Below are 22,181 nucleotides of genomic sequence, written 5' to 3'. Positions count from 1 at the left end.
CAGTTCGTTATGGTCGATTCCATAGTGTAACGACGGCAGCTGACTGCCCGACGCCCGTGGCGGATCAGCCTTTCCGCTCGCCGCCGCGGTACAATCCGTGCTTGCCGATGTACTGCACCACGCCATCGGGCACCAGGTACCAGACAGGCTCGCCGTCCGTGGCCCGGCGTCGGATGTCCGTGGAGGAGATGGCCAATGCGGGGATCTCCAACCGGTCGACCTTGCCTTCGGGCAGCGCGTCCGTGCCCGTGTACCCGGGACGGGTCACCGCCACGAAATGGGCGATGTCGAACATGCGGTCGGCGTCTTTCCATTGCATGATCTCCGCGACGGCGTCCGCGCCGGTGATGAAGAACAGCTCGGCATCCGGATGCTGGGCCCGGATGTCGCGCAACGTGTCGATGGTGTAGGTCACGCCCGGCCGGTCGATGTCCACGCGCGACACGGTGAACTTGGGGTTGGAGGCGGTTGCGATGACCGTCATGAGGTAACGGTCCTCCGCATTGGTCACGTGCTTGTCGAGCTTGAAGACCGGACGTCCCGTGGGTACGAACAGGACCTCGTCGAGGTCATACTCCCAGGCCACTTCCGACGCGGCAACCAGGTGGCCGTTGTGGATGGGGTCGAAGGTGCCGCCCATGATCCCGATGCGCGGCCGGTCATGCCAGTTGCCCCGTTCGGAACGACGCCCGGGCGGCGTGACCAGGTTGACTGCGCCGCCGTTGCCCGGCGAAAGTTCTGACATGCGCCGCTGCCCCTGCACATCGCTCATTGCGTACCGCCGTCCGCATCGACCATGGTCTCGAATTCCTCCTGCAGCGACTGGAGCGCACTGCCGCCGCCGCCGTCATGGTCGATGCGGCCCATGTCCTCGTCCCATTCGTCCTGGACCACCCGGCGGATCTCCGCGAAGGTCGGCAGCAGGAAGTCCGGCTGGAACATGCGCCGTACATGCGCTACACGTTCGGTGATGCGGATGAGGGTGTCCGTCATGCCGTCGATGTCGCAGGTGCGTTCCATGGCAGTGAACTTGCCGATGTAGTCCTCCATGAGGCGCATCTGGTCGAGCATGTTCCCGTAAGCGTCGCCCTCGACGTCCGCCAGGTCGGTGGAGCTGGGGTCGGGCCATCCGATGAGCACGGCGTCGGCATATTCCAGCGATGCTCGTTGCTCCGCGGTCGCGATGCCGTCCTCGATCTGCACGAGGAACACGTAGCGCACCAGGCTGAGACGCTCCGCGGCGATCTTCAGCGTGTTGGCATGGTCGGTCAGGTCCACGCCCCACGGGTTGGGATACAGCTCGAGGCGCGGTGCGTTCGGCTCGCTCATGGACGCACCTGCCCGTCGCCGTAGCCGATCCATTTCATGGTGGTCATCTCCTGCAGGCCCATCGGCCCGCGGGCATGCATCTTCTGCGTGGAGATGCCCAGTTCCGCACCGAAGCCGAACATGCCGCCGTCCGTGAACCGGCTCGACGCGTTGACCATGATGACGGCCGAATCGATGGCCTTCGTGCACTTCTCGATGGTGCGGTAGTCCTCGGCGAGGATGGTCTCCGTATGGTGCGTGGAATGACGGTTGATGTGCTCGATGGCTTCGTCCACGCCGTCCACGACCAGCACCCCGATCTCCAGGGCCAGGTACTCGGTGTCCCAGTCGGCCTCGTCCGCCACCAGAAGCTGGATGTCGCGGATGTCGGCCTCTTGGATGATGCGGTATGATGCCTCGTCCGCGTGGATTGCCACGTGCTCGTTGGCGAGCGCCTGGGCGACCATCGGCAGGAAGGACTCGGCCACGTCCCGGTGCACGATGAGCTTCTCGGCTGCGTTGCATACGCCGACGCGCTGCGTCTTGGCGTTGATCACGATGGGGATGGCCTGCTTGAGGTCCGCGGTGCGGTCCACGTAGATGTGCACGTTGCCGGCACCGGTTTCGATGACCGGCACCTTGGCATGCTCCACGACGGCCTGGATGAGGCGCTTGCTGCCGCGGGGCACCAGCAGGTCGACGTAGCCGCGGGCCTCCATGAGCGCGTTGGCGCCTTCCCTGCCGAAGTCGTCGACGGAGGCGACCAGTGCCGGGTCGAAGCCGAGCTCGGCGAGCACGTCGCGCACGATGGACAGCGTGGCGGCGTTGGTGCGTGCCGCGGCGTGGCCGCCGCGCAGCATGGCGGCGTTGCCGGACTTGAGGCACAGGGCGACCACGTCGACGGTGACGTTGGGCCGCGCCTCGTAGATCATGCCGACGACGCCCATCGGGACCCTCACCTGTTCGAGCCGCATGCCGTTGGGGATCTCGTAACCGCGCACGACCTGGCCGACGGGGTCGGGCAGGGTGGCCACCTTGCGCATGTCCTGGGCGGAGGCGGCCACGCGGGTCACGTCGAACTTGAGGCGGTCGAGCTTGCCGGCGTCCATGCCTTCGGCGAAGGCCTGCTCCATGTCCAGCGCGTTGGCGCCGGCGATTTCGTCGGCGCGTTCGTCGAGTGCGTCGGCGATGGCGGCGAGCAGCCCGTTCTTGACATCCGCGGTGGCGGCGGCCAGCTTGCGCTGGGCGAGGGCGGCCGCCCGTGCGCGCTCGCATACCGCGCGGAACACGTCATGGGATTCCTGGGTACCTTCGGTTGCATCACTCATAGTGAGCACCTTAGCCGAGAGCGCCTACACCGCCGGCGGGGCATCCCACAGCACGGACGCCCCCTGCCTGCACGACCCCCTGTGCCGGTACACTGGGTGGCGCAACATCCGTACGACATTTCGGTAAGGATCGAGAAGAGTGACTACCTTCCACAGCACCCGGGGCACGGACGACGCCCTGACATCCAAGCAGGCCATCCGCAAGGGCATCGCCGACGACGGCGGCCTGTTCGTGACCGACCAGCTCGGCGAGAGCAAGGTGGACATCGCCACCCTGCAGGGCAAGACCTACCAGCAGATCGCGCAGGACGTGCTGGGTCTGCTGCTGCCCGACTTCACCGCGCAGGAGCTGGGGGAATGCATTGCCGAGGCCTACGGTGCGCAATGGGATGACGAGCGCATCACCCCCCTCAAGCCGTTGGGTGACGACTACGTGATGGAGCTGTTCCACGGCCCCACCTGCGCCTTCAAGGACGTGGCCCTGCAGATCCTGCCGCGGTTCATGGCGCGTACCACGCCTGCCGACGGCGACGCGGACGAGAGGATCATGATCGTCACGGCCACGTCCGGCGACACGGGCAAGGCGGCGCTCGCGGGCTTCGCTGATGCTCCGGGTACCGGCATCACCGTCTTCTATCCCGAGGGACGTGTCAGCAAGGTGCAGGAACTGCAGATGACCACGCAGTCCGGCGACAACGTGCACGTGTGCGCGGTCAGGGGCAATTTCGACGACGCGCAGTCGACTGTCAAGGAGATCTTCGCCGACACCGAGCTCAATGCGTGCATCGCGCAGGAGGACCATGTGGTGCTGTCCTCGGCGAACTCCATCAACGTGGGCCGCCTGGTGCCGCAGGTCGTCTATTACTTCTCCGCGTATGCGCAGCTGCTGGAGCGGCAGGCCATCAACGTGGGCGACGAGGTGGACTTCGTGGTGCCGACGGGCAACTTCGGCGACGTGCTGGCCGGCTACTACGCGAAGATGCTCGGCCTGCCGGTGCGCCAGCTGGTGGTGGCCTCCGACCGCAACAACGTGCTGTTCGACTTCCTGACCACGGGCACGTACAACCGCAAGCGCCCGTTCTACGAGACGACTTCCCCGTCGATGGACATCCTGGTCTCCTCGAACCTGGAGCGCATGCTGTACTACATGAGCGAGAAGGATCCGCGCCTGGTCACCTACCTGATGAACGACCTCAGTCAGTGGGGTGCCTACGAGGTGCCGCCGCAGCTGCTGATGCGCATCCGCGAACTGTTCGCGACGGGATGGGCCGACGAGGCGCAGGTCTCCCGGATGATCGCCGACTGCTGGAAGGACCACGGCTACGTGCTCGATCCGCATACCGCCTGCGGCTACTTCGTGATGACGCAGATGCCGGCCGAACCGGGCACGCCGCGCGTGCTGCTGAGCACCGCCAGCCCGTACAAGTTCCCGCGCACGGTCAACGAGGCGCTGGGCCTGGAGTCCGACGGCACCGATTTCGAGTGCATGGACGGACTCAGCGAAGCCACCGGCACCACGGTGCCGCCGATGCTGCGCGAGCTTGACGAGGCACCCGTGCGGTTCCGCGACTGCGTGGAGGTGTCCGACATGGGCCACTACGTGGAGCAGTGCGCCGGCAACATCTAAGGCGCAATCGGATATGGGAAGGCCCCGGCACGCCGTCGAGACGGCGTGCCGGGGCCTTCCCATATCCGATTGCGCGGCACGTCAGCGCAGGGCACGCGGTGCCTGCGTGAAATCGGACAGCACCCCGTCCGCGACCTCGCAGATGCGGCGCCACTGTCGCCGCGAGGAGTCGTCCTGCACGCCCCAGGCCTGCATGCCGGCGCGCCTCGCGGACTCGATGCCGGGAAGGATGTCCTCGAACACGGTGCACTGCGTGGCGTCGACGCCGCACCGGGCTGCCGCTTCCAGGTAGATGTCGGGGTCCTGTTTGCCGTGGGCCACTTCCTCCACGCCGACCACCGCGTCGAACAGGTCGGCCATGCCGGCATGCTCGAGTGCCGGGCCGCGCAGCTGCGGCATCATGGAAGTCGCCACCGCCAGTTTCGCGCCGGTATCCCTCAGATGGTGCAGGTAGTCGAGGGCGCCGGCCTTCGGTTCCACCATGGTCGTGTAGTCGTGCAGGGCCAGTCGGGTCCATTCGTCCATGAGGTCCTCTTCGCGCTCCCCCACCAGATCGAACCGTTCGATGGTGTAGGTGGCGATGTCACGGAACTGCATGGCGGCGATGGTCTCCATGTAGTCTGACGGCACGTCGAGGCCCCGGCGTGCCAGGAACTCGGTGTCCACGCGGTCCCAGACGCCCATCGAGTCGAGCAGGGTGCCGTCCAGGTCGAAGATCGCCGCGGTGCCGGCGTTCATGGCGGTCACTGTCCCTCCTTCGCGAGCGTCGAAGACGCCAGCAGTTCGCGGGCATGGTCCAGGGAGGTTTCCGAATCGCTGCCCGAGAGCATGCGGGCGATCTCCATGGCACGCTCGTCGCCGTCGACCTGGCGTACGTGGGTCCGGGTGAATCCGGCTTCGTCGGCCTTGCCGACCACGTACTGGACGTCGGCCCAGGAAGCGACCTGGGGCAGGTGGGTGACGACGATGACCTGCGCATGCGTGGCGAGCATCGCCAGGCGGTGCCCGAGTTCCGCGCCGGCGACGCCGCCGACGCCGGCATCCACCTCGTCGAAGATGAAGGTCATGGGGGTCCGGTCGCCGTCTGCCGTGTCCCGCGCGGCGAGGGAGAGCTCCATGGCGAGCATGAGGCGGCTCAGTTCGCCGCCGGAGGCGCTCCTGGCCATGGGCATGGGCTTGGCGTTCGGGAAGGGACGGAACATGAAGGCGATGTCGTCGCAGCCGTGGGCGTCCAGGGCATCCGCCCCCTGGCGGGGATGCACGTCCACATGGAAGGAAGCGCCCGGCATCGACAGGTTCCCCAGTTCGCCGTCCACCGCGCCGGACAGCGTCTTGGCTGCCGCCATGCGCGCCTTGGACAGCACGGCCGCGGCACGGCGTGCCCGGTCGAGCGCCTTGGTGCGCAGCGTCTGCAGTTCGGCCATCTTTTCCGGGGATGCGTCCAGGTCCTCCAGGTCGAAGCGGGCCTGGTCGCGCCATGCGATCACGTCCCTGAGCGTCGGCCCCCATCGGCGTGCCAGTTCGTCGAGGTCGTGGATGCGCCCGTTGATGGTGTCCAGATCGCGTTCCCCCACCTCGTCGTCGATATGCGACGCCAATGAGTAGGATACGTCGCGGATCTCCTCGGCAGCCGCTTCGAGACGTGCGATGTCCTCGTCGAACATGCCATCCAGCCGGATGGCGCGCAGTGCGTGCACCGCATCGCCGACCTTGTCCGCCACACCGGGCAGGTCTCCCTCCCCGCTGCCGTCCAGGGCCAGCACGGCGCGTTGGACGCCTTCGGCGATCTGTGCCGCATGTTCGATGCGGTCGCGGCGCGCCTTGAGCTCGTCGAGCTCGTCCGCATGGGGATCGACCCGGTCGATGCGCGCGATCGACTCCGTCAGGTAGTCCGCCTGCTGGCGCATGCCGGCCTCCTGGCGTTCCAGTCGTTCCAGGCGACCTTCGATGTCACGCAGCTCCTGCCAGGCATGTGCATAGGCCTCGCGTTCGGCATCGTCTTGGGCATAGCCGTCGAGCACTTCGCGCTGGCGTGCCGCCGAAGCGATGTGCAACTGGTCGCTTTGCCCGTGGATGGTGATGAGGCGACGGCTCAGCTCGGCCAGGACGGCGCGCGGCACGGTCCGCCCACACGCCACCGCACGCGACCGTCCCTTGGCGGGTACCCTGCGTGACACGAAGAGCTCCCCGTCCTGTACCTCGACGCCGGCTTCCTCCAGCACGCCCTCCAGGATGGGGTCCTGCCCTACGGCGAACACGCCCTGCGCCCACGCCGCATCCGCGCCCGGTGAGACGCGGGCCGCATCGGCGGCATTCCCCGAGATGAGCCGGATGGCGTTGAGCAGCATGGACTTGCCGGCCCCGGTCTCGCCCGTGATGGCGGTCATGCCGACGGCGGGTTCGAGACGTGCCTCATGGATGGGGCCGAGGTCATGGACTTCGAGTTCTTCGAGCAAGGTATCGCGGTCCTTCAGGATTGCTTGCGGGCGTGCGGTGCGGCGGCGTGCAGGTCGCGCCATCCGACCACGGGCAGGTTGAACTTGGTCACGAGTCGGTTGGTGAACGGCGCGTCGCTCAGCCGGGCCAACCTCAACCGGTCCGAGGATTGGCGCACGTCGATGCGGGCGCCCTTCGGCAGGGCACGCTGGCGGCGCCCGTCGCAGCAGATCCAGCCGTCGGCGGTCGAATCCTCGTCGATGCGGAACTGCATGGTGGAGCCCGACCCGATGACGATGGGGCGCGCGAACAGGGCATGCGCCGCAAGCGGCACCATCAGCAGGGCCTCCACGTCCGGCCAGATGACGGGACCGCCGGCGGAGAAGGCATAGGCGGTCGAACCGGTCGGTGTCGACACGATCAGTCCGTCGCACCCGAATGAGCTCATGGCCACGCCGTCGACGCCGATGGACATGCCGATCATCTTGCCCCGGTCGGCACGTTCGATGGTGATGTCGTTCAGGGCCCAGTCCCCCAGTGGCGTGTCCTCGCCGGGCAGCCACACGTCGACGTGCGCGATCATGCGTTCGTCGATGGTATAGTCGCGCGCGGCGATGCGCGCAATGGCCTCGTCCATCTGGAAGCTCTCGAACTCGGCCAGGAAGCCCACGTGCCCCATATTGATGCCGATGATGGGCACGTTGGTGCAGTGGACCAGCTCGGCTGCTCTCAGGATGGTGCCGTCGCCTCCCAGCACCACCACGATCTCCGTGTCCTCGGACACCGTCGGGGAGGGGCGTCCGAAACCAGGGGCATCGACATTGTCCACGACATCCACGTCGAAGCCGGCCTCGCACAGCTGGCGGATCGCGGACTCCACGACGTTGCCGTCACGCATGAGCCTGGCATGCGTGACCACCGTCGCCCGTCGGTTGGTTTCCATCACAACCCCTTCCTTACCGGATCGTGTTCGCGTCCATACTAATACATGCGTTGCCGTTGGCGGCTGAATGGGCGCACAAAGTCACTCGCACCCCTACAATGGTGTGGTAATCCGTCCATCGGTCCAAGTACGGGAGGCAGCCATGGCGCATCTCCTGTTCGACGAGTCCGCGTCGAACAGCGACGCTTCGAGAGGCTACGGCTGGTGGTTCTCGGGCGACACCTTCGAGAAGGCCGCCACCGAGGAACGCCAACCGCTCAGGCGCTCACTGTCCTACCGCATCAATTCGCATCCCGGCCGACTGACCATCATCTACTTCCTGACCCTGGTCGTGCTCTCCACCTCGATGCTGCTGCTGCCGGCCGCGACGCACGCCGGGCAGAAGACCAGCTTCTCGACCGCGTTCTTCACCGCAGTGTCCGCGCTGTCGACCTGCGGCATCTCCATCGTGAACACCACCACACACTGGTCCATGTTCGGCCAGCTCGTCCTCATCATATCGGTGCAGATGGGCGGACTGGGCGTCATGACCTTCGCCTCGATGATCGCGCTCGCCGTCAACCACCACCTCAAGGCCACGCAACGGCTGCTCACCGCCAGCGAGCTGGGCACCAACAAGCTCAGCGAGATCCGCGGCGTGCTCGCCGTGGTGCTCACCACCACCTTCGTCATCGAGGCCATCACCTTCGGCGCCCTCTTCCCCGGGCTCTTCCACGTCAACAACGGCAACGTCGGCAGCACGCTCTGGGAGTCGCTCTTCTTCGCGGTCATGGCATACAACAACGCCGGCTTCACGCCCGACGGCGCAGGCCTGTACGTGAACAACTGGGCGGTCGGGATGCCCATCATGCTCTCCGCCTTCTGCGGCACCCTCGGGTTCCCGGTCATCCTCAACATCTTCCGCTGCGCCCGGCGCCACCAGGGCGTACGACGGTGGAACCTGCACACCAAGGTGACCCTCGTGACCACCTTCGCCATCGTCCTGGCATCCCTCTGCTGGTTCCTCGCCGTCGAATGGGACAATCCCGCGCTCTTCAAGGACGCCGACGTCGAGACGCGCATGCGCCGCGCCATGGTCGCCGCCGTCATGCCGCGCAGCTCCGGCTTCGACCTGTCGTGGGTGCCCCAGGTCAGCGAGGCCACCAAGGTGTTCATGAGCGTGGTCATGTTCATCGGCGGCGGCTCCACGTCGACTGCCGGCGGCATCCGCGTGACCACTTTCGCGGTGATCCTGCTGGTATGCAAGGCAGCCTTCAGCGGGCACACCGACGTCAACGCCTTCCACCGGCGCATCCATACCCGAGTGATCATGACCGCGACCAGCATCACCACCGCATGCTTCGCCCTGGTGCTGGTCGCTTCCATCGCGCTCATGCTCATCACCGGCGCCTCCTTCAGCCATGCGCTCTTCGACGCCTGCTCGGCCTTCGGCCTGGGAGGCTACTCCGTGGGCGTGGCCCAGGAGACCAACCCTGCCTCCCTGTACATCCTGGCCACCAGCATGGTGGTCGGGCGCCTCGGGCCCATGACCCTCGCCTATGCGGTGAGCCGGCCTCGCCAGGTGGAAGTCGTGCGCTACCCCACCGACCAGATCGTGGTGGGCTGAGCCATGTTCAACCTCAATCCCTTCAGGCATCCGCATTCCGACAAAGGAGTTCATCATATGGCAGAGAGCCGCAGCATACTCGTGGTGGGACTGGGCCGCTTCGGCAGCGCCGTCGCCACCACCCTGGACGCCATGGGCCAGGACGTGCTCGCCGTGGACAAGGATTCCGAACTCGTCAACCGGTGGAGCTCGCAGATTCCCACGGTCCAGGCCGACATGACCGACGTGCTCGCCCTGGAACAGCTCAACGCCTCGGATTTCGACATCGCCGTGGTGGCCATCGGCGATAGCGTGGAGGCATCCGTCATCACCGCCGGCAACCTTCTGGACGCCGGCATCTCGGACATCTGGGCCAAGAGCGTGTCCAAGGAACATGCGCGCATCCTGCAGCGCATCGGCGCACGGCACATCATCAACGCGGAGACCGACGCGGGCAAGCGCGTCGGGCATCTGGTGTCCGGCAACTACCTCGACTACATCGAGCTCGAAGGCGCCTACAACGTCGTCAAGATCCACACGCCCCCGCAGTTCGTCGGATACACCATCGGCGACGCGAAGATCCATGATCGCTACGGCATCACCATCGTCGGCGTCAAGTCCCCCGGCCACGAGTTCCAGTACGCCTCGAACGACCTGGAGCTGCATCGCAACGACGAACTGATCATCATGGGCAAGCAGGACCAGATCGACCACTTCATCCGCGGCTGACCCGATGCCGCGGCGGGCTTGCCGTCACGGCATCCTGGCACACAGCAGGTACTCGTGGTTGCCATGGGTGCCTTCGATGGGCGAATCCGCCGTGGCCACCACGTCCAGCCCGCAGTCGCGGGCGCACGCGACGACCTTGTGCAGCGCCTGCTCGCGCAGGGAGGCGTCCACGACAATGCCGTGGCGGTCGAGGCCGGCCCGCCCCACCTCGAACTGCGGCTTGACGAGGAGCACCACCCAGGCGCCCTGCGCGGCGATGCGCGCGATGACGGGCAGCACGTAGGTCAGGGAGATGAAGGAGACATCGGACACCACCAGTTGCGGCGCATAGGACAGGTCCGCGGGCCGTACGTCGCGGATGTTCGTGCCGCTCATCTCGATGATGCGCGCGTCGCCGGCGATGCGCGCATCGAGCTGGCCGTGGCCCACGTCCAGGGCAATCACCTGCGCCGCTCCCCTGCGCAGCAGCACGTCGCAGAACCCGCCGGTGGAAGCGCCGATGTCGAGGCACCGCAGGCCCTCCGGGGATGGCAGTCCGGCCCGGGCGAAGGCCTCGAAGGCGCCTACCAGCTTGTAGGCGCCCCGCGAGACGTAGCCGTCGGGGTCGTGCACGTCGATGCGCATGCCCGCATCCACCTTCATGGAAGGCTTGGCCGCGACCTTGCCGTCCACGCGCACCAGTCCCTCGCGGATCAGCCGCTGGGCGTTGGTACGCGAACTGGCCAGGCCGTCGGCGGCCATGCGCGCATCGAGTCGCTCGCTCATCGAAGTCTCTCCCCCATCGGCCGCCGGTCAGGCGATGCGGAACTGCGGCAGCTCGACCCCGGACAGGTCGGTGCCTGTGTCCATGAGCGTCCAGCACAGGGCGCAGGCGGCGCGCAGCGCGTCGATGCTCCCGCTGTCGCTCACCTGTACGCGGCTGCCGTCGAAGGTCGCGGTCATGCCGCCGCAGCGCCAGTCGCCGTCGGGCATGCGTTCCACGGCAGGCTGCGGCACGTTCAGGCCGCGCAGGTCCGCGCTCACGTAGGTGGGACGCAGCCCGGGAACGGCACGCAGCAGGATGTCCGGGTCGGTCACGCCGGTGAGCACCAGCAGCGAGTCGTAGCCGCCGCGGTTGCCGGCCTCGATGTCCGTGTCGAGCCGGTCGCCGATGGCCAGGGCCGCCTCGCAGGGCACCATGTCCTCGCCGTCGTGCGCGGCGAGCATGCGCGCCTCGTCGTACATCGCGGATTCCGGCTTGCCTGCCGACGCCAGGGGTTCGACGCCCGTGGCGTTGACGACCGCCTGGATCATGGAACCGCAGCCCGGTGCCACGCCGAGCTCGCGTGGAATTGTCAGGTCCCGATTGGTCACGAAGTACTGCGCGCCCGCCTCCACGGCAAAGGCGACCTGCGCCATCTGCTGCCAGCTCATGTCCGGATACCAGCCCTGGATGGCGGCAACCGGCCGGCCCTCGGCACGGTCCGTCACCTTGAGGCCCTGGCGTTCCACCTCCTGACGCAGGTGTTCGGCACCCAGCACCAGGACCTTGGAGCCTTGCGGCACATGCCGTGCCACCATGCGGGCGGCGACCACCGAGGAGGTGATCACCTGCCAGGGCTCCACGTCCAAACCGAAGCCGCGCAGCTGCTGCGCCACGGTGGCCTGCATGCGCGAGGAGTTGTTGGTGGTGTATTCGATGGTCATTCCCAGGCGTTCCGCTTCGCGGATGCTGGAGGCGGCGTGGTCCACGGGCTGCTTGCCGTAGTACACCACGCCGTCAAGGTCCAGCAGGGCCAGGCGGTAGGCCTGGCTCAACGCCTGTCCAGTGGCTTTCAGCACCGTGGCACTCACTCCGTTTCGCCCTTGAGCTCTTCCTCGGAATCACCGATCTCGGTGTCCTCCTCGTCGGTGTCCTCCTCTGCGTCGGTCAGGTCGGGGTCACCCATATTGCCTTCCTCGTCGCGGCGTTCGTTGCGTTCCTCCATCTCGGCGGGTTCGATGTCCATTTCGGCGCCGGACAGCTCCTCCTCCTCGTCGTTGCGGGTCTCGTCGTCCATGTTGACGCCGGACTCGTCGTCGAAGGGGGCATACTGGGCGTCGTCCGGCGTCACGCCGAGCTTGGCCTGCAGGTCCTCGGGCAGGTCCTCGACGTCGTAGTCGACCACGAAGTCGTCACTGGTCTCGTCCTGTTCGACGTCCGCGTAGCGCTGCTCGAGATCGTCGATGAGCTCCTCGAGGGCCACCGCCTCGTCGCTGCGGCCTGCCTCCTCCAGGAAGTACTGCTCCGCCTGGGCGGCACGCATGCGGTACTCGCCGGCCAGGCCCTTGGCGTGCACCAGCTTGGAGGTGATCTCGATGGCCTGGTTCCACATCTTGAGGTCCGCCAGGGCGCCGGCGTACACCAGGAACATCTCGGCCTTCGCCTCGCCCTGCAGGTGCTTGGCATCGTCCGACAGGGCGATGTCGATGGCCTTGCGGGGCTGTCCCAGACCTCGCTCGCAATCGGCCATGAAGGGCAGGTAGTCGAGGTAACCGTTCATGCGGAAGGCCGTGCGGAACTCGCGCAACGCGAGCTTGTAGTCGCCGTTGCGGTAGGCGACCATGGCCAGGGTCTCGCGGGCGATGTCCACGCGGGATGCCTGCTTGGCGGCCCACTTGGCGTGCTCGAGGGCCGCCTGCGGATCCGTGGCCTCCAGGGTGTAGGCGGCCAGGATGTGCAGGCCGATGTTCTCGGCGTGTTCCTTGGCCAGGCCGCGCAGCCGTTCGCGTTCGTCCTTGCTGAGCATGCTCCACTCGAGGCCGGCCGGCATCTTGGGTTCGCCCGGACGACGGTCGGTGTACGGGTTCTGGGAGGGGAAGCTCACCGTACCGTCCGAGTTCTTGCGCGACTTGGACATGTACTCCTGGCGCTTGCGCTCATGGTGCTGCCGACGGTCCTCGTGGCGGCGGTCGTCACGGCGGAAGTCACGGCGGTCGCCGTCCTTGTGGAAATCCTTGCGGTCGTCACGGCGGAAATCACGGCGTTCGCCATTGCGGCCGTCCTTCTGGCGCCAATCGCGTCCCTCGCCGTCACCGCGGCGGAAATCACGGCGCGGTCCACCCTTGTGGAAGTTGCCGCCGCCCTTGCCCTTGTGGAAGGAGCCGCCCTTGTGGAAGCCGCCGGAACGGCGCTCCCCCTCGCCTCCGCGTGCGGGGCCGCGCTGGCCGTCCTGGCCGGAACGGTCGTAGCGCGGGTTCTCGCCGCCCTCGCCGTCACGGTGGAAGTCATGGCGCTTGCCGCCGTCGCGATGGAAGTTGCCGCCCTTGCCCTTGTGGAAATTGCCGCCCCGATGCTGGTTGCGGCCCTTGAATCCGCCGTTGCGGCGCGGCGCGCCCGAATTGCCGTGCGAATGGGGGCCGTGGCCTGCGCTGTGTTCCTGTGCCATGTGGTTTTCCGTTCCTTGTCAGGTTGCGGGGCGGCACGCGGCCGCCCCGGATTCGTGTGATGTGTACCAGTCTACGACGCCGTCGCCCGCCGCCCCGCGGTTCACCGCACGGGGCAACGGGCGGCAGCGGCGGCGTCAGGCGCGCTCGACCACGCCGAGCGCCTTCTTGCCGCGGCGGATGATGGCGAAGCGGCCCTGCAGGAAGTCGGACTCGCCGAGCGTGGCGTCCTCGTCCTCCACGCGGATGTTGTCGACGTAGACGCCGCCCGACTTGATGGTCTTGCGCGCTTCGGAAATGGACTTGAACAGGCCGGCCTTGACGCCGGCCTCGCTGACGCGGTCGCCCGCGGCAGCGGCGGCGAAGGCCTTGGCGCCGTGCCCGTCCTCGACCTTCAGGCCGTCGAGGGCGGATTCGAGGGTGGCCTCATCGATGGAGGCCAGGTCGCCGCCGCGGCCGAAGAGCGCGCCGGAGGCCTCGATGGCGGCACGGGTCGCCTCCTCGCCGTGCACCAGGCTAGTGACCTCCCACGCCAGGGTACGCTGCGCCTCACGGGCGCCCGGGTCCTCCTCGCTGGCGCGGACGAGTTCCTCGATGCGTTCCTTGGGCAGGAAGGTGAAGACCTTGAGCAGGTTCTCCATCTCCGCGTCGGGACGGTTGAACCAGAACTGGTAGAAGCGGTAAGGGCTGAGCATGTCGGGGTCGAGCCACATGGCGTTGCCCTCGGACTTGCCGAACTTCTTGCCGGTGGCGTCGGTGATGATGGGGCTTGCCATGACGTTGACCGCCACGCCACGCACCTTGTGGATCAGGTCGAGGCCGGAGGTGAGGTTGCCCCACTGGTCCGAGCCGCCCAGCTCGAGGACGCAGTCGTATGTGTCGTACAGGTGCAGGTAGTCGTTGCCCTGGAGCACCTGGTAGCTGAACTCGGTGAAGGAGATGCCCTCCTCCGAATGCAGGCGACGGGCGACGATGTCCTTCGAGATCATGGTGCCCAGGCGGAAGTTCTTGCCGACGTCGCGCAGGAAGTCGATGACGTTCATCTGCGCCGTCCAGTCGTAGTTGGACACGAAACGCACGGGGTTGTCGCCGTCCTGTTCGAGGATGCCGCCGATCTGCCCGCGCAGGCGGTCGCACCAGCCGGCCACGATCTCCTTGGAGTTGAGGGTGCGCTCGCCTGACTGTCGGGGGTCGCCGATCAGGCCAGTGGCGCCGCCGACCAGTGCGATGGGATGGTGGCCGGCCGCCTGCAGGTGGCGCATGATGATGAGCTGCACAAGGTTGCCGATGTGCAGCGACGGCGCGGTCGGGTCGAAGCCGCAATAATAGACGACCGGATCACCGTTGAGCGTCTCGGCGAGTCGATCCCGGTCGGTGGACTGGGAAATCAACCCGCGCCATTCCAATTCGTCCAGGACCGAATCGAAGCCGGCCTCCGTGAAATCGATGACGTGAGCCATGCCTGTTATCTCCTCATGATGGTGTTTCCGGTGGCCGCCGCTGCAGCCTACCACAACCCACCAGTGTGGCACGGTTGCCAGACAGGTGCCGCCTTATCGTCGGGAACCGCTTCGATGGCGGGAGAAGCGCTGCGGCGAAAGCGTCTCCGCGGTGGCGCTGATCTTGTCGGCCACGTTGACCAGCACCCCTTCGAGATACCGTGGCGGGATGGGGGTCAGCGGGAACATGTGGCGGCGGATGCTGTCCGCCTCCACGTCGTTGAGGTCGAAATCGGCACGCGCGTTGCGCTCGGCGCGCGCCGGGTGGCGGAAGCCGTGCAGCCGGTGACTGCCGTCGCCCCGCTCGTGCCAGTCGTAGAGGAAATAGTCGTGCAGCAATGCCGCGCGGACCAGCGAGCGCAGGTCCACGCGGTGCCACAGGTGCAGTCGGTCGGCCAGCCATACCGCCAGTTCGGCGACCCGTACGCTGTGCTCGTATGTGGTCACCGCACCATGCTGGTATGCCTCGCGTTCCAGCTGCATGTGCCCGTGTGCCAGGATGTCGGCACCGACATGGCGTACGATGCGGCTGATTGCCTGCCTGTCCAGCACGGTCAGTGTTCGCCCTGGCGCGCCTGCATGGTCTTGATGAGCGTGGCAGGTGCCACGTAGGCGGTGCCGTCGCTGGATGCGTTGAAGTAGGCCCGCAGCTGTTCCATGAGCGTCTTGGCGGAGACGATCTGTTCGCGCACGCGGGTCGGCGCGGTGCCGCCCTTGCCGGCGCGGGCGGCGACGGAGCCTTCCGTGGAGAGCACTTCGCGCACTCCGATGGCCTGGTCGGCGGGCAGGAAGTCGTGGAAGATCTCGATGAAGTCGTCGTCCGTCAGGTCCCAGAGTTCCTCGTGGCGGGTCTCGGCGGCCTTCACGCAGGCGCCGGACAGCTCGTGTGCGTGGCGGAAGGGCACGCCCTGCTTGACCAGCCATTCGGCGATGTCGGTGGCCAGGGCGAAGCCGGTCGGCGCCTCGGTTTCCAGACGGTCGTGGTCGAAGGTCATGGTGGCGACCATGCCGGTGAAGGCAGGCAGGAGCACCTCGAGGGTGTCGACCTGGTCGAAGACGGCTTCCTTGTCTTCCTGCAGGTCGCGCGCGTAGGCGGTCGGCAGTCCCTTGAGGGTGGCGAGCAGGCCGGTCAGGTCGCCGATCAGGCGGCCGGCCTTGCCGCGTGCCAGTTCGGCGATGTCCGGGTTCTTCTTCTGCGGCATGATCGACGAGCCGGTGGAGTAGGCGTCGTCGAGAGTGACGAAGCCGAATTCCTGGCTGTTCCAGATGATGATCTCCTCGGACAGGCGGCTGATGTCCACCCCGGTCATGGCCATGACGAAGGAGAACTCGGCGACCAGGTCGCGGGCGGCGGTGCCGTCGATGGAGTTCTCGGTAACGGTGGAGAAGCCCAGTTCGCGGGCGACGGCCATGGGTTCCAGTCCGAGGGTGTTGCCGGCCAGGGCGCCGGAGCCGTAGGGGCTGGCGTCGCAGCGCCTGTCCCAGTCACGCAGGCGTTCCACGTCGCGCAGCAGCGGCCAGACGTGCGCCATGAGCTGGTGGGCCAGGAGCACGGGCTGGGCATGCTGCATGTGCGTGCGGCCCGGCATGACGGTGCGGCCGGCCTTGACGGACTGGTCGACGAGTGCGTAGCACAGCCGCAGCAGCTGGTGGGCCAGGGTACGCGACTGGCGGCGCAGCCACATGCGGATGAGGGTGGCGATCTGGTCGTTGCGCGAGCGGCCGGCGCGCAGCTTGCCGCCGAGTTCGTCGCCGGCGATGGCCAGCAGTCCGCGTTCCAGGGCGGTCGCCTCGTCCTCGTCGTCCTCGTTGGGCGTGAAGGTGCCGGTGTCGACCTGGTACTGCAACTCGTCGAGGGCCTTCTCCATGCGGTCGAGCTCGTCGGGGGTGAGCAGTCCGGCGCGGCCCAATGCGCGGGCGTGGGCGCGCGATCCTGCGATGTCGTCGTCGGCCAGGCGCCAGTCGAACTGGGTCGACTTGCTCAGGCGCGCCAGCTCGGGCGACGGTCCGGAGGAGAACCGTCCGCCCCAGAGTGCCAGGTGTTCCTCGGTGCTTGTTTCCTGTTCAGCCATGCTGTCCTGTTCGCTTTCTCGATGGTACGGCGGGAGCGGCTCCCGACGCGGTTCTACTCATGGAGCATACAAGGCGGGGACGCCGTCGCGTGCGCGACCGGCGTCCCCGCCTTGCATGGCGGCGTCATTCGACTTCGTTATCCGGCACTTCGATGCCGTTGCCGAACTTGACGTCGCGGGCCGCGGCGACCTTCGTCGGCAGGCCGTAAATCTCGATGAAGCCGTTGGAGGCGTTCTGGTCGAAGGTGTCGCCTGAGTCGTAGGTGGCCAGGTTGTAGTCGTACAGCGAGCTGTCGGAGCGGCGTCCCACGACGACGGCGCGTCCGCCGTGCAGCACCATGCGGATCTCGCCGTTGACGTACTGCTGCGTGTCGTTGATGAAGGCGTTGAGGGACTTGACCGCCGGGGAGAACCACTGCGCGTCGTAGACGAGCTCGGCCCAGCGCTTGTCGATGTCGCGCTTGATGCGGTGCTGCTCGCGCTCGAGGCACATGTTCTCGAGCTCCTCGTGGGCGCGGATGAGCGCGATGGCGCCCGGCGCCTCGTACAGCTCACGCGACTTGATGCCCACGAGACGGTCCTCGATGAGGTCGACACGGCCGATGCCCTGGGCCCCGGCGCGGCGGTTCATCTCCTCGATGGCCTGCAGCGGGGTGACGTCGCGGCCGTCGATCTTCACCGGCACACCCTGGCGGAATTCGATGACGACCTCGTCCTCGACGGGCGGGAAGTCCGGATCGTCGGTGTAGGAGTAGCAGTCCTTGGTAGGAGCGTTCCAGGGATCCTCGAGGAAGCCCGTCTCGATGGCGCGGCCCCACACGTTCTGGTCGATGGAGAAGGGGCTCTTCTCGGTCTGCACGATCGGCAGCTCATGCTCGTTGGCGTAGGCGATCTCGACGTCGCGGGTCAGCGAGAGGTCACGGATCGGGCTGATGGCCTTGAGCTCGGGGTCGATGGACTGGATGGACACCTCGAAGCGCACCTGGTCGTTGCCCTTGCCGGTGCAGCCGTGCGCGATGGTGTCAGCACCGAACTGGTGGGCGGCGCGCACCAGGTGCTTGGTGATCAGCGGGCGCGAGATGGCGGAGACGAGCGGGTAGACGCCCTCGTACATGGCGTTGGCCTTGAGCGCCTGCATGCAGTATTCGTTGGCGAACTCGTCGCGTGCGTCGACGACGTAGGCCTCGACGGCACCGCAGGCCAGCGCACGCTCCTTGATGGTCTCCAGGGATTCGCCGCCCTGGCCGACGTCGAGGGACACGGCCACGACGTCCTTGCCGGTGCGGTCCTTGAGGTACGGGATGGCGACGGAGGTGTCGAGGCCTCCGGAGTACGCCAGCACGATGCGGTTCTTGTCGCTCATGTCATGCCTTTCTCACGTGGGTGCGATTGCTGGATGCAAGTATATACATAAGACTGTATAAATATACATTATGGAACGAGAAGTCCACGATGCGAACCGGTCCGGCATTGCCGGGCGTGTCGTCCCTCACTGGGAGGAGGCGATGGACAGCAGCCAATCGGCGCGCGTCTGGGCGAGCGCGTCGTCTGTGCAGATCACCATGACGGTGTCGTCGCCGGCGATGGTGCCCAGGATCCCGTCCACGGCATGCTTGTCGACGACGCTGGCCACATACTGCGCGGCACCCGACGAGGTGTGCACCACGATGAGATTGCGGGCATGGGCCACCGAGGTGACCAGGCCGGGCAGCACCTTGGCCATCTGCGCCTGGGCACGCTCCAACGAGAACTGGGCCGCCTCGTCGGCCGGGGCGTGCACCTCGAGGGTATAGGCGACCGTGCCGTCGACCAGACGCGTCTTGACGGCGTTCATCTCGTCCAGGTCACGGCTCAGCGTGGCCTGGGTGACCTCGATGCCCTGGTCCGCAAGGATCTGCGAGAGCTGGGACTGCGAGGTCACCACATGGTCGGCCAATGCCTCCTCGATGGCGTGCAGGCGTGCGTTCCTGCTGGTGGGTCGGTGCAGCGCGCCGTTCGAATCGCACATCAGGACAGCAGGCTTTCGTCGCCGCGCTGCTTGCCGACCAGCCAGGTCAGCAGCGCCTTCTGGGCGTGCAGGCGGTTCTCCGCCTCGTCCCAGACCACGGATTGCGGGCCGTCGATCACGTCGGCGGTGACCTCCTTGCCACGATAGGCGGGCAGGCAGTGCTGGAAGAGCGCGTCCGGCTTGGCGAGATCCATGAGATCCCGGTTGACCTGATAGGGCCAGAAGGGCTTGGAACGCACCTCGTATTCAGCTTCCTCCCCCATGGAGACCCATGTGTCGGTGAAGACGCAGTCGGCACCGGCCACGGCAACCAACGGATCGGTGGTCACGGTGATGGAACCGCCGGTGGTCGCTGCGATGCGTTCGGCATCGCGCACGATGTCATCATCCGGCAGGAAGCCGTTGGGACCGGCCACCGCGACGTGCATGCCGGCGACCGCGCCGGCCAGCAGGTAGGAGTTCGCCATGTTGTTGGCGGCATCGCCCAGGTAGGCGATGTGCATGCCTTCGAGCGCGTCGACGCCGCCCTTGAACTGGGCGAGGGTGAGGAAGTCGGCGAGCACCTGGCAGGGATGGAAGTCGTCCGTGAGGGCGTTGACCACCGGGACGGTGGCGTATTCGGCCATCTCCTCGACGCGTGACTGCTCGAAGGTACGCCACACCAGGGCGGAGGTCATGCGGGTGAGCACGCGGGTGGTGTCGGCGACCGGCTCGCCGCGTCCCAGCTGGGAGCCGGACTTGTCGATGACCAACGGGTAGCCGCCCAGCTCGGCCACGCCGACCGAGAAGCTCGAGCGGGTGCGGGTGCTGGGCTTGTCGAAGAGCACGGCCACGCCCTGCGGGCCGGCGAAGGGCTGGTGGTGGAAGCGGTCCTCGCGGAACTTCATGCCCAGTTCGAGGATCTGCTTCTGCTCCTCGTGGTTGACGTCGTCATCGCGCAGCATGTGGCGCAGCTGTCCCATGGTGGTTCTCCTCTTCTTCGTGTCGGTCGGGTGGTGGATCGATGCTTGGAGTCTATCAGTCGTCGGGCAGGTCGGAGGGCATCTGTCCGAGGATGATCAGGGCGTCGTCGATGTCCTGGGGACTGACGACGAGCGGGGGCGCCAGGCGCAGGGTGGAGGGGTCGCAGGCGTTGACGATCAGGCCGTGGTCAAGCGCCCAGGCCATGGCGGCATGGGCGCAGGGATGCGCCAGTTCGATGGCGTCCAGCAGACCCCTGCCGCGCACGGCCCGGAACAGCGTGTTGTCGAGTGCCATGATTCCTTGGCGCAGATAGGCACCGCGGGTCTCGGCCGCGGACACCAGTCCTTCCCGTTCGATGGTGTCGAGGGTGGCCAGGGCTGCCGCGGCACCCATGGGGTTGCCTGCGAAGGTGGAGCCGTGGCGTCCAGGCGAGAACAGGTCGGAGAGCTCCTGCCCGAAGGAGATCATGCCGCCCATGGGGAAGCCGCCGGCCACTCCCTTGGCGAAGGTCACGATGTTCGGGACGATGCCGCCCAGGTCCTCGCGCTGGAAGGCGAACCATGCGCCGGTGCGGCCGATGCCGGTCTGCACCTCGTCGACGATGAGCAGCGCCTCGTGCGTGTCGCACAGCTCGCGCACCGTGCGCACGAAGTCCGCATCGAGCGGCCGTACGCCGGCCTCGCCCTGGATGAGCTCCATGATGACGGCGGCGACCGGCCCCTTGGCCTCGTCGCCGAAGGCGTCCGCCATGGCCTCGGCATCGTTGGCCTCGACGAACTCGAAGTTCGGCACCAGCGGCTCGAAGGGCTCGCGGATCACGGGCTTCCAGGTGGCGGAGAGCGCACCCATGGTGCGCCCGTGGAAGCCGTGGGTCAGCGCCAGGATGCGGTAGGGCCGGTCATCGGCCTGACGGTCCTGCAGGAGACGTCCGTACAGCTTGGCCATCTTGAGGGCCGCCTCGTTGGCCTCGGCGCCGGAGTTGCCGAAGTACACGTGCGAGCCCTCGGGGGCGCCGGCCAGCCTGATGAGCCGTTCGGCGAGCTCGATCTGCGGCACGGTGGCGAAGTAGTTGCTCACATGGGCCGCCTTGGCGGCCTGGTCGGCGACCGCCTTGACCCAGGCCGGATGGGCATAGCCGAGTGCGTTGACGGCGATGCCGGCCAGGAAGTCGAGGTACTCGTTGCCGTCGACGTCCCACACATGGGTGCCTTCGCCGTGGTCGAGGACGCGCAGGGGCTTGCCGAAGACGTGCATGTGCACGTCGTCATAGGCATCCAGCCACTGTTCGTCTTGGGTCAGCGCGTGCCGTTCTTGCTGTTCAGTGTGCATAGGAACTCCTCATCTCCAGGCCTTCGCCCGGTTCCACCATCGTGCCGATGCCGGCGCTGGTGAAGATCTCGTTCAGGATGGAATGCGGCTTGCGGCCGTCGATGATGTGGGCCTGCTGCACACCTCCTTCGATGGCGCGGATGCATGCCTCCATCTTCGGGCGCATGCCGGATTCGAGTTCCGGCAGCATGTCGCGCAGGTCGTCGCTGCCGATGCGCCCGACCAGGGAGTTGCGGTCGGGCCAGTCGGCGTACAGTCCGTCGACATCCGTGAGGATGACGAGCTTATGCGCCCCCAGGGCGGTGGCCAGGGCGGCCGCGGCGGAGTCGGCGTTCACGTTGAGCACTTCGGTGGCGTCGTCCTCGTTGGGGGCGACCGAGGAGACGACCGGGATGCGGCCGGCGTGGATGAGGTCGACGACCGCGGATGCGTCCACGGCGGTGACGTCGCCGACCAGGCCGATGTCGGTGGCCTTGCCGTCGATGACCGGCATGCGCTGTGCGGCGGAGAACAACGCGGCGTCCTCCCCGGACAGGCCGACGGCATAGGGGCCGTGCGCATTGATGAGTCCGACCAGTTCACGAGAGACCTTGCCGGTGAGTACCATGCGTACCACGTCCATGGCCTCGGGCGTGGTAACGCGCAGGCCGCCCCTGAATTCGGAGTGGATGCCGAGCGCGGAGAGCATGTGGGAAATCTGGGGGCCGCCGCCGTGCACGACCACGGGATGCAGCCCCACCTGGCGCAGGAAGACCATGTCCTCGGCGAAGCATTCCTTGAGGTGGTCGTCGACCATGGCATTGCCGCCGTACTTGATGACGATGGTCTTGCCGTAGAACTCCTCGAGCCAGGGCAGAGCCTCGATGAGGACCTCGGATTTCTGGTCGGGGCGCAGGTCGGTATGCACGTCCAGATGGTACCCGGGTCCGCGCAGTTCGGCAGTCATTGG

At 67.0% G+C, this 22,181-nt stretch carries 20 protein-coding genes; 3 read left to right on the top strand and 17 right to left on the bottom strand.

The features are described 5' to 3' along the window. Positions 1-64 precede the first annotated feature (64 nt). Genes nadD through BCUN_RS08475 form a run of 3 tightly spaced genes read right to left on the bottom strand, consistent with a single transcriptional unit; the run spans position 65 to position 2,636 of the window. Positions 65-772 (bottom strand): nicotinate-nucleotide adenylyltransferase, encoded by a 708-nt coding sequence (nadD, locus tag BCUN_RS08485; protein ID WP_051920964.1) that lies wholly within the window; start codon positions 770-772, stop codon positions 65-67. Then, positions 769-1,329 carry a hypothetical protein gene (locus BCUN_RS08480; protein ID WP_033516620.1) on the bottom strand — a complete coding sequence of 187 codons (561 nt, stop codon included), beginning with the start codon at positions 1,327-1,329 and terminating at the stop codon, positions 769-771. Before BCUN_RS08480 ends, nadD begins: the two co-directional genes overlap by 4 nt. Beyond that, on the bottom strand, positions 1,326-2,636 hold the full coding sequence (locus BCUN_RS08475; RefSeq protein ID WP_033516627.1) for a glutamate-5-semialdehyde dehydrogenase: 1,311 nt from the start codon (positions 2,634-2,636) through the stop codon (positions 1,326-1,328). Before BCUN_RS08475 ends, BCUN_RS08480 begins: the two co-directional genes overlap by 4 nt. 139 nt (positions 2,637-2,775) lie before the next feature. On the opposite strand from BCUN_RS08475, the gene thrC reads away from it, so the two are divergent. Continuing rightward, positions 2,776-4,263, top strand: coding sequence for a threonine synthase (thrC, locus tag BCUN_RS08470; protein ID WP_033516629.1), 1,488 nt, complete (start codon positions 2,776-2,778; stop codon positions 4,261-4,263). An 81-nt stretch (positions 4,264-4,344) separates the two neighbouring features. Here the strand turns inward: thrC and BCUN_RS08465 are convergent, their stop codons facing one another. From BCUN_RS08465 to BCUN_RS08455, 3 genes are read right to left on the bottom strand one after another with little or no spacing between them, the layout of a single operon-like run. After that, entirely contained in the window at positions 4,345-5,001 is a 657-nt protein-coding gene (locus tag BCUN_RS08465; protein WP_033516248.1) for an HAD family hydrolase, read from the bottom strand. A 5-nt stretch (positions 5,002-5,006) separates the two neighbouring features. After that, positions 5,007-6,719 carry a DNA repair protein RecN gene (gene recN, locus BCUN_RS08460; RefSeq protein WP_033516241.1) on the bottom strand — a complete coding sequence of 571 codons (1,713 nt, stop codon included), beginning with the start codon at positions 6,717-6,719 and terminating at the stop codon, positions 5,007-5,009. Positions 6,720-6,733: 14 nt separating this feature from the next. After that, positions 6,734-7,642, bottom strand: coding sequence for an NAD kinase (locus BCUN_RS08455; RefSeq protein WP_051920963.1), 909 nt, complete (start codon positions 7,640-7,642; stop codon positions 6,734-6,736). Between the two features lie 142 nt (positions 7,643-7,784). Between BCUN_RS08455 and BCUN_RS08450 the strand changes: the two genes are divergently transcribed. Together BCUN_RS08450 and BCUN_RS08445 are read left to right on the top strand one after the other, a co-directional pair. Continuing rightward, positions 7,785-9,248, top strand: a complete 1,464-nt coding sequence (locus tag BCUN_RS08450) for a TrkH family potassium uptake protein (RefSeq protein ID WP_033516240.1) — start codon at positions 7,785-7,787, stop codon at positions 9,246-9,248. A 57-nt stretch (positions 9,249-9,305) separates the two neighbouring features. Continuing rightward, a complete protein-coding gene (locus BCUN_RS08445; RefSeq protein ID WP_033516239.1) occupies positions 9,306-9,956 on the top strand; it encodes a potassium channel family protein in 651 nt (216 codons plus the stop codon). Between the two features lie 24 nt (positions 9,957-9,980). On the opposite strand, the gene BCUN_RS08440 is transcribed toward BCUN_RS08445, so the two are convergent. The 11 genes from BCUN_RS08440 to argB all read right to left on the bottom strand — a co-directional run bounded on the left by BCUN_RS08440 (position 9,981) and on the right by argB (position 22,178). After that, the gene (locus BCUN_RS08440; RefSeq protein WP_033516238.1) at positions 9,981-10,721 is read right to left on the bottom strand and encodes a TlyA family RNA methyltransferase; all 741 of its coding nucleotides are present in this window, start codon (positions 10,719-10,721) and stop codon (positions 9,981-9,983) included. A 27-nt stretch (positions 10,722-10,748) separates the two neighbouring features. Next, on the bottom strand, positions 10,749-11,777 hold the full coding sequence (locus BCUN_RS08435) for an HAD-IIA family hydrolase (RefSeq protein WP_033516246.1): 1,029 nt from the start codon (positions 11,775-11,777) through the stop codon (positions 10,749-10,751). An 8-nt stretch (positions 11,778-11,785) separates the two neighbouring features. Next, positions 11,786-13,363: a tetratricopeptide repeat protein gene (locus BCUN_RS08430; RefSeq protein WP_033516237.1), complete on the bottom strand. Its 1,578-nt coding sequence runs from the start codon at positions 13,361-13,363 to the stop codon at positions 11,786-11,788. A 135-nt stretch (positions 13,364-13,498) separates the two neighbouring features. Then, positions 13,499-14,821, bottom strand: a complete 1,323-nt coding sequence (tyrS, locus tag BCUN_RS08425; protein ID WP_033516236.1) for a tyrosine--tRNA ligase — start codon at positions 14,819-14,821, stop codon at positions 13,499-13,501. Positions 14,822-14,914: 93 nt separating this feature from the next. Next, positions 14,915-15,412, bottom strand: a complete 498-nt coding sequence (locus BCUN_RS08420; RefSeq protein WP_033516235.1) for an HD domain-containing protein — start codon at positions 15,410-15,412, stop codon at positions 14,915-14,917. 2 nt (positions 15,413-15,414) lie between these two features. After that, positions 15,415-16,932 carry an argininosuccinate lyase gene (argH, locus tag BCUN_RS08415; RefSeq protein ID WP_033516234.1) on the bottom strand — a complete coding sequence of 506 codons (1,518 nt, stop codon included), beginning with the start codon at positions 16,930-16,932 and terminating at the stop codon, positions 15,415-15,417. A 124-nt stretch (positions 16,933-17,056) separates the two neighbouring features. Continuing rightward, positions 17,057-18,295, bottom strand: coding sequence for an argininosuccinate synthase (locus BCUN_RS08410; protein ID WP_033516233.1), 1,239 nt, complete (start codon positions 18,293-18,295; stop codon positions 17,057-17,059). Positions 18,296-18,421: 126 nt separating this feature from the next. Further along, complete coding sequence (locus tag BCUN_RS08405; protein ID WP_033516232.1) at positions 18,422-18,940, bottom strand: arginine repressor; 519 nt, start codon at positions 18,938-18,940, stop codon at positions 18,422-18,424. Then, positions 18,940-19,902 carry an ornithine carbamoyltransferase gene (argF, locus tag BCUN_RS08400; protein ID WP_033516231.1) on the bottom strand — a complete coding sequence of 321 codons (963 nt, stop codon included), beginning with the start codon at positions 19,900-19,902 and terminating at the stop codon, positions 18,940-18,942. The genes BCUN_RS08405 and argF overlap by 1 nt, the downstream gene beginning before the upstream one ends. A 55-nt stretch (positions 19,903-19,957) precedes the next feature. Next, positions 19,958-21,232: an acetylornithine transaminase gene (locus BCUN_RS08395; protein WP_033516230.1), complete on the bottom strand. Its 1,275-nt coding sequence runs from the start codon at positions 21,230-21,232 to the stop codon at positions 19,958-19,960. Next, entirely contained in the window at positions 21,222-22,178 is a 957-nt protein-coding gene (argB, locus tag BCUN_RS08390; RefSeq protein WP_033516229.1) for an acetylglutamate kinase, read from the bottom strand. The genes BCUN_RS08395 and argB overlap by 11 nt, the downstream gene beginning before the upstream one ends. Between the last annotated feature and the right edge of the window lie 3 nt (positions 22,179-22,181).

The sequence above is a fragment of the Bifidobacterium cuniculi genome (assembly GCF_000741575.1).
GTDB lineage: Bacteria > Actinomycetota > Actinomycetes > Actinomycetales > Bifidobacteriaceae > Bifidobacterium > Bifidobacterium cuniculi.
This window is presented reverse-complemented; position numbering and strand designations above follow the sequence as displayed.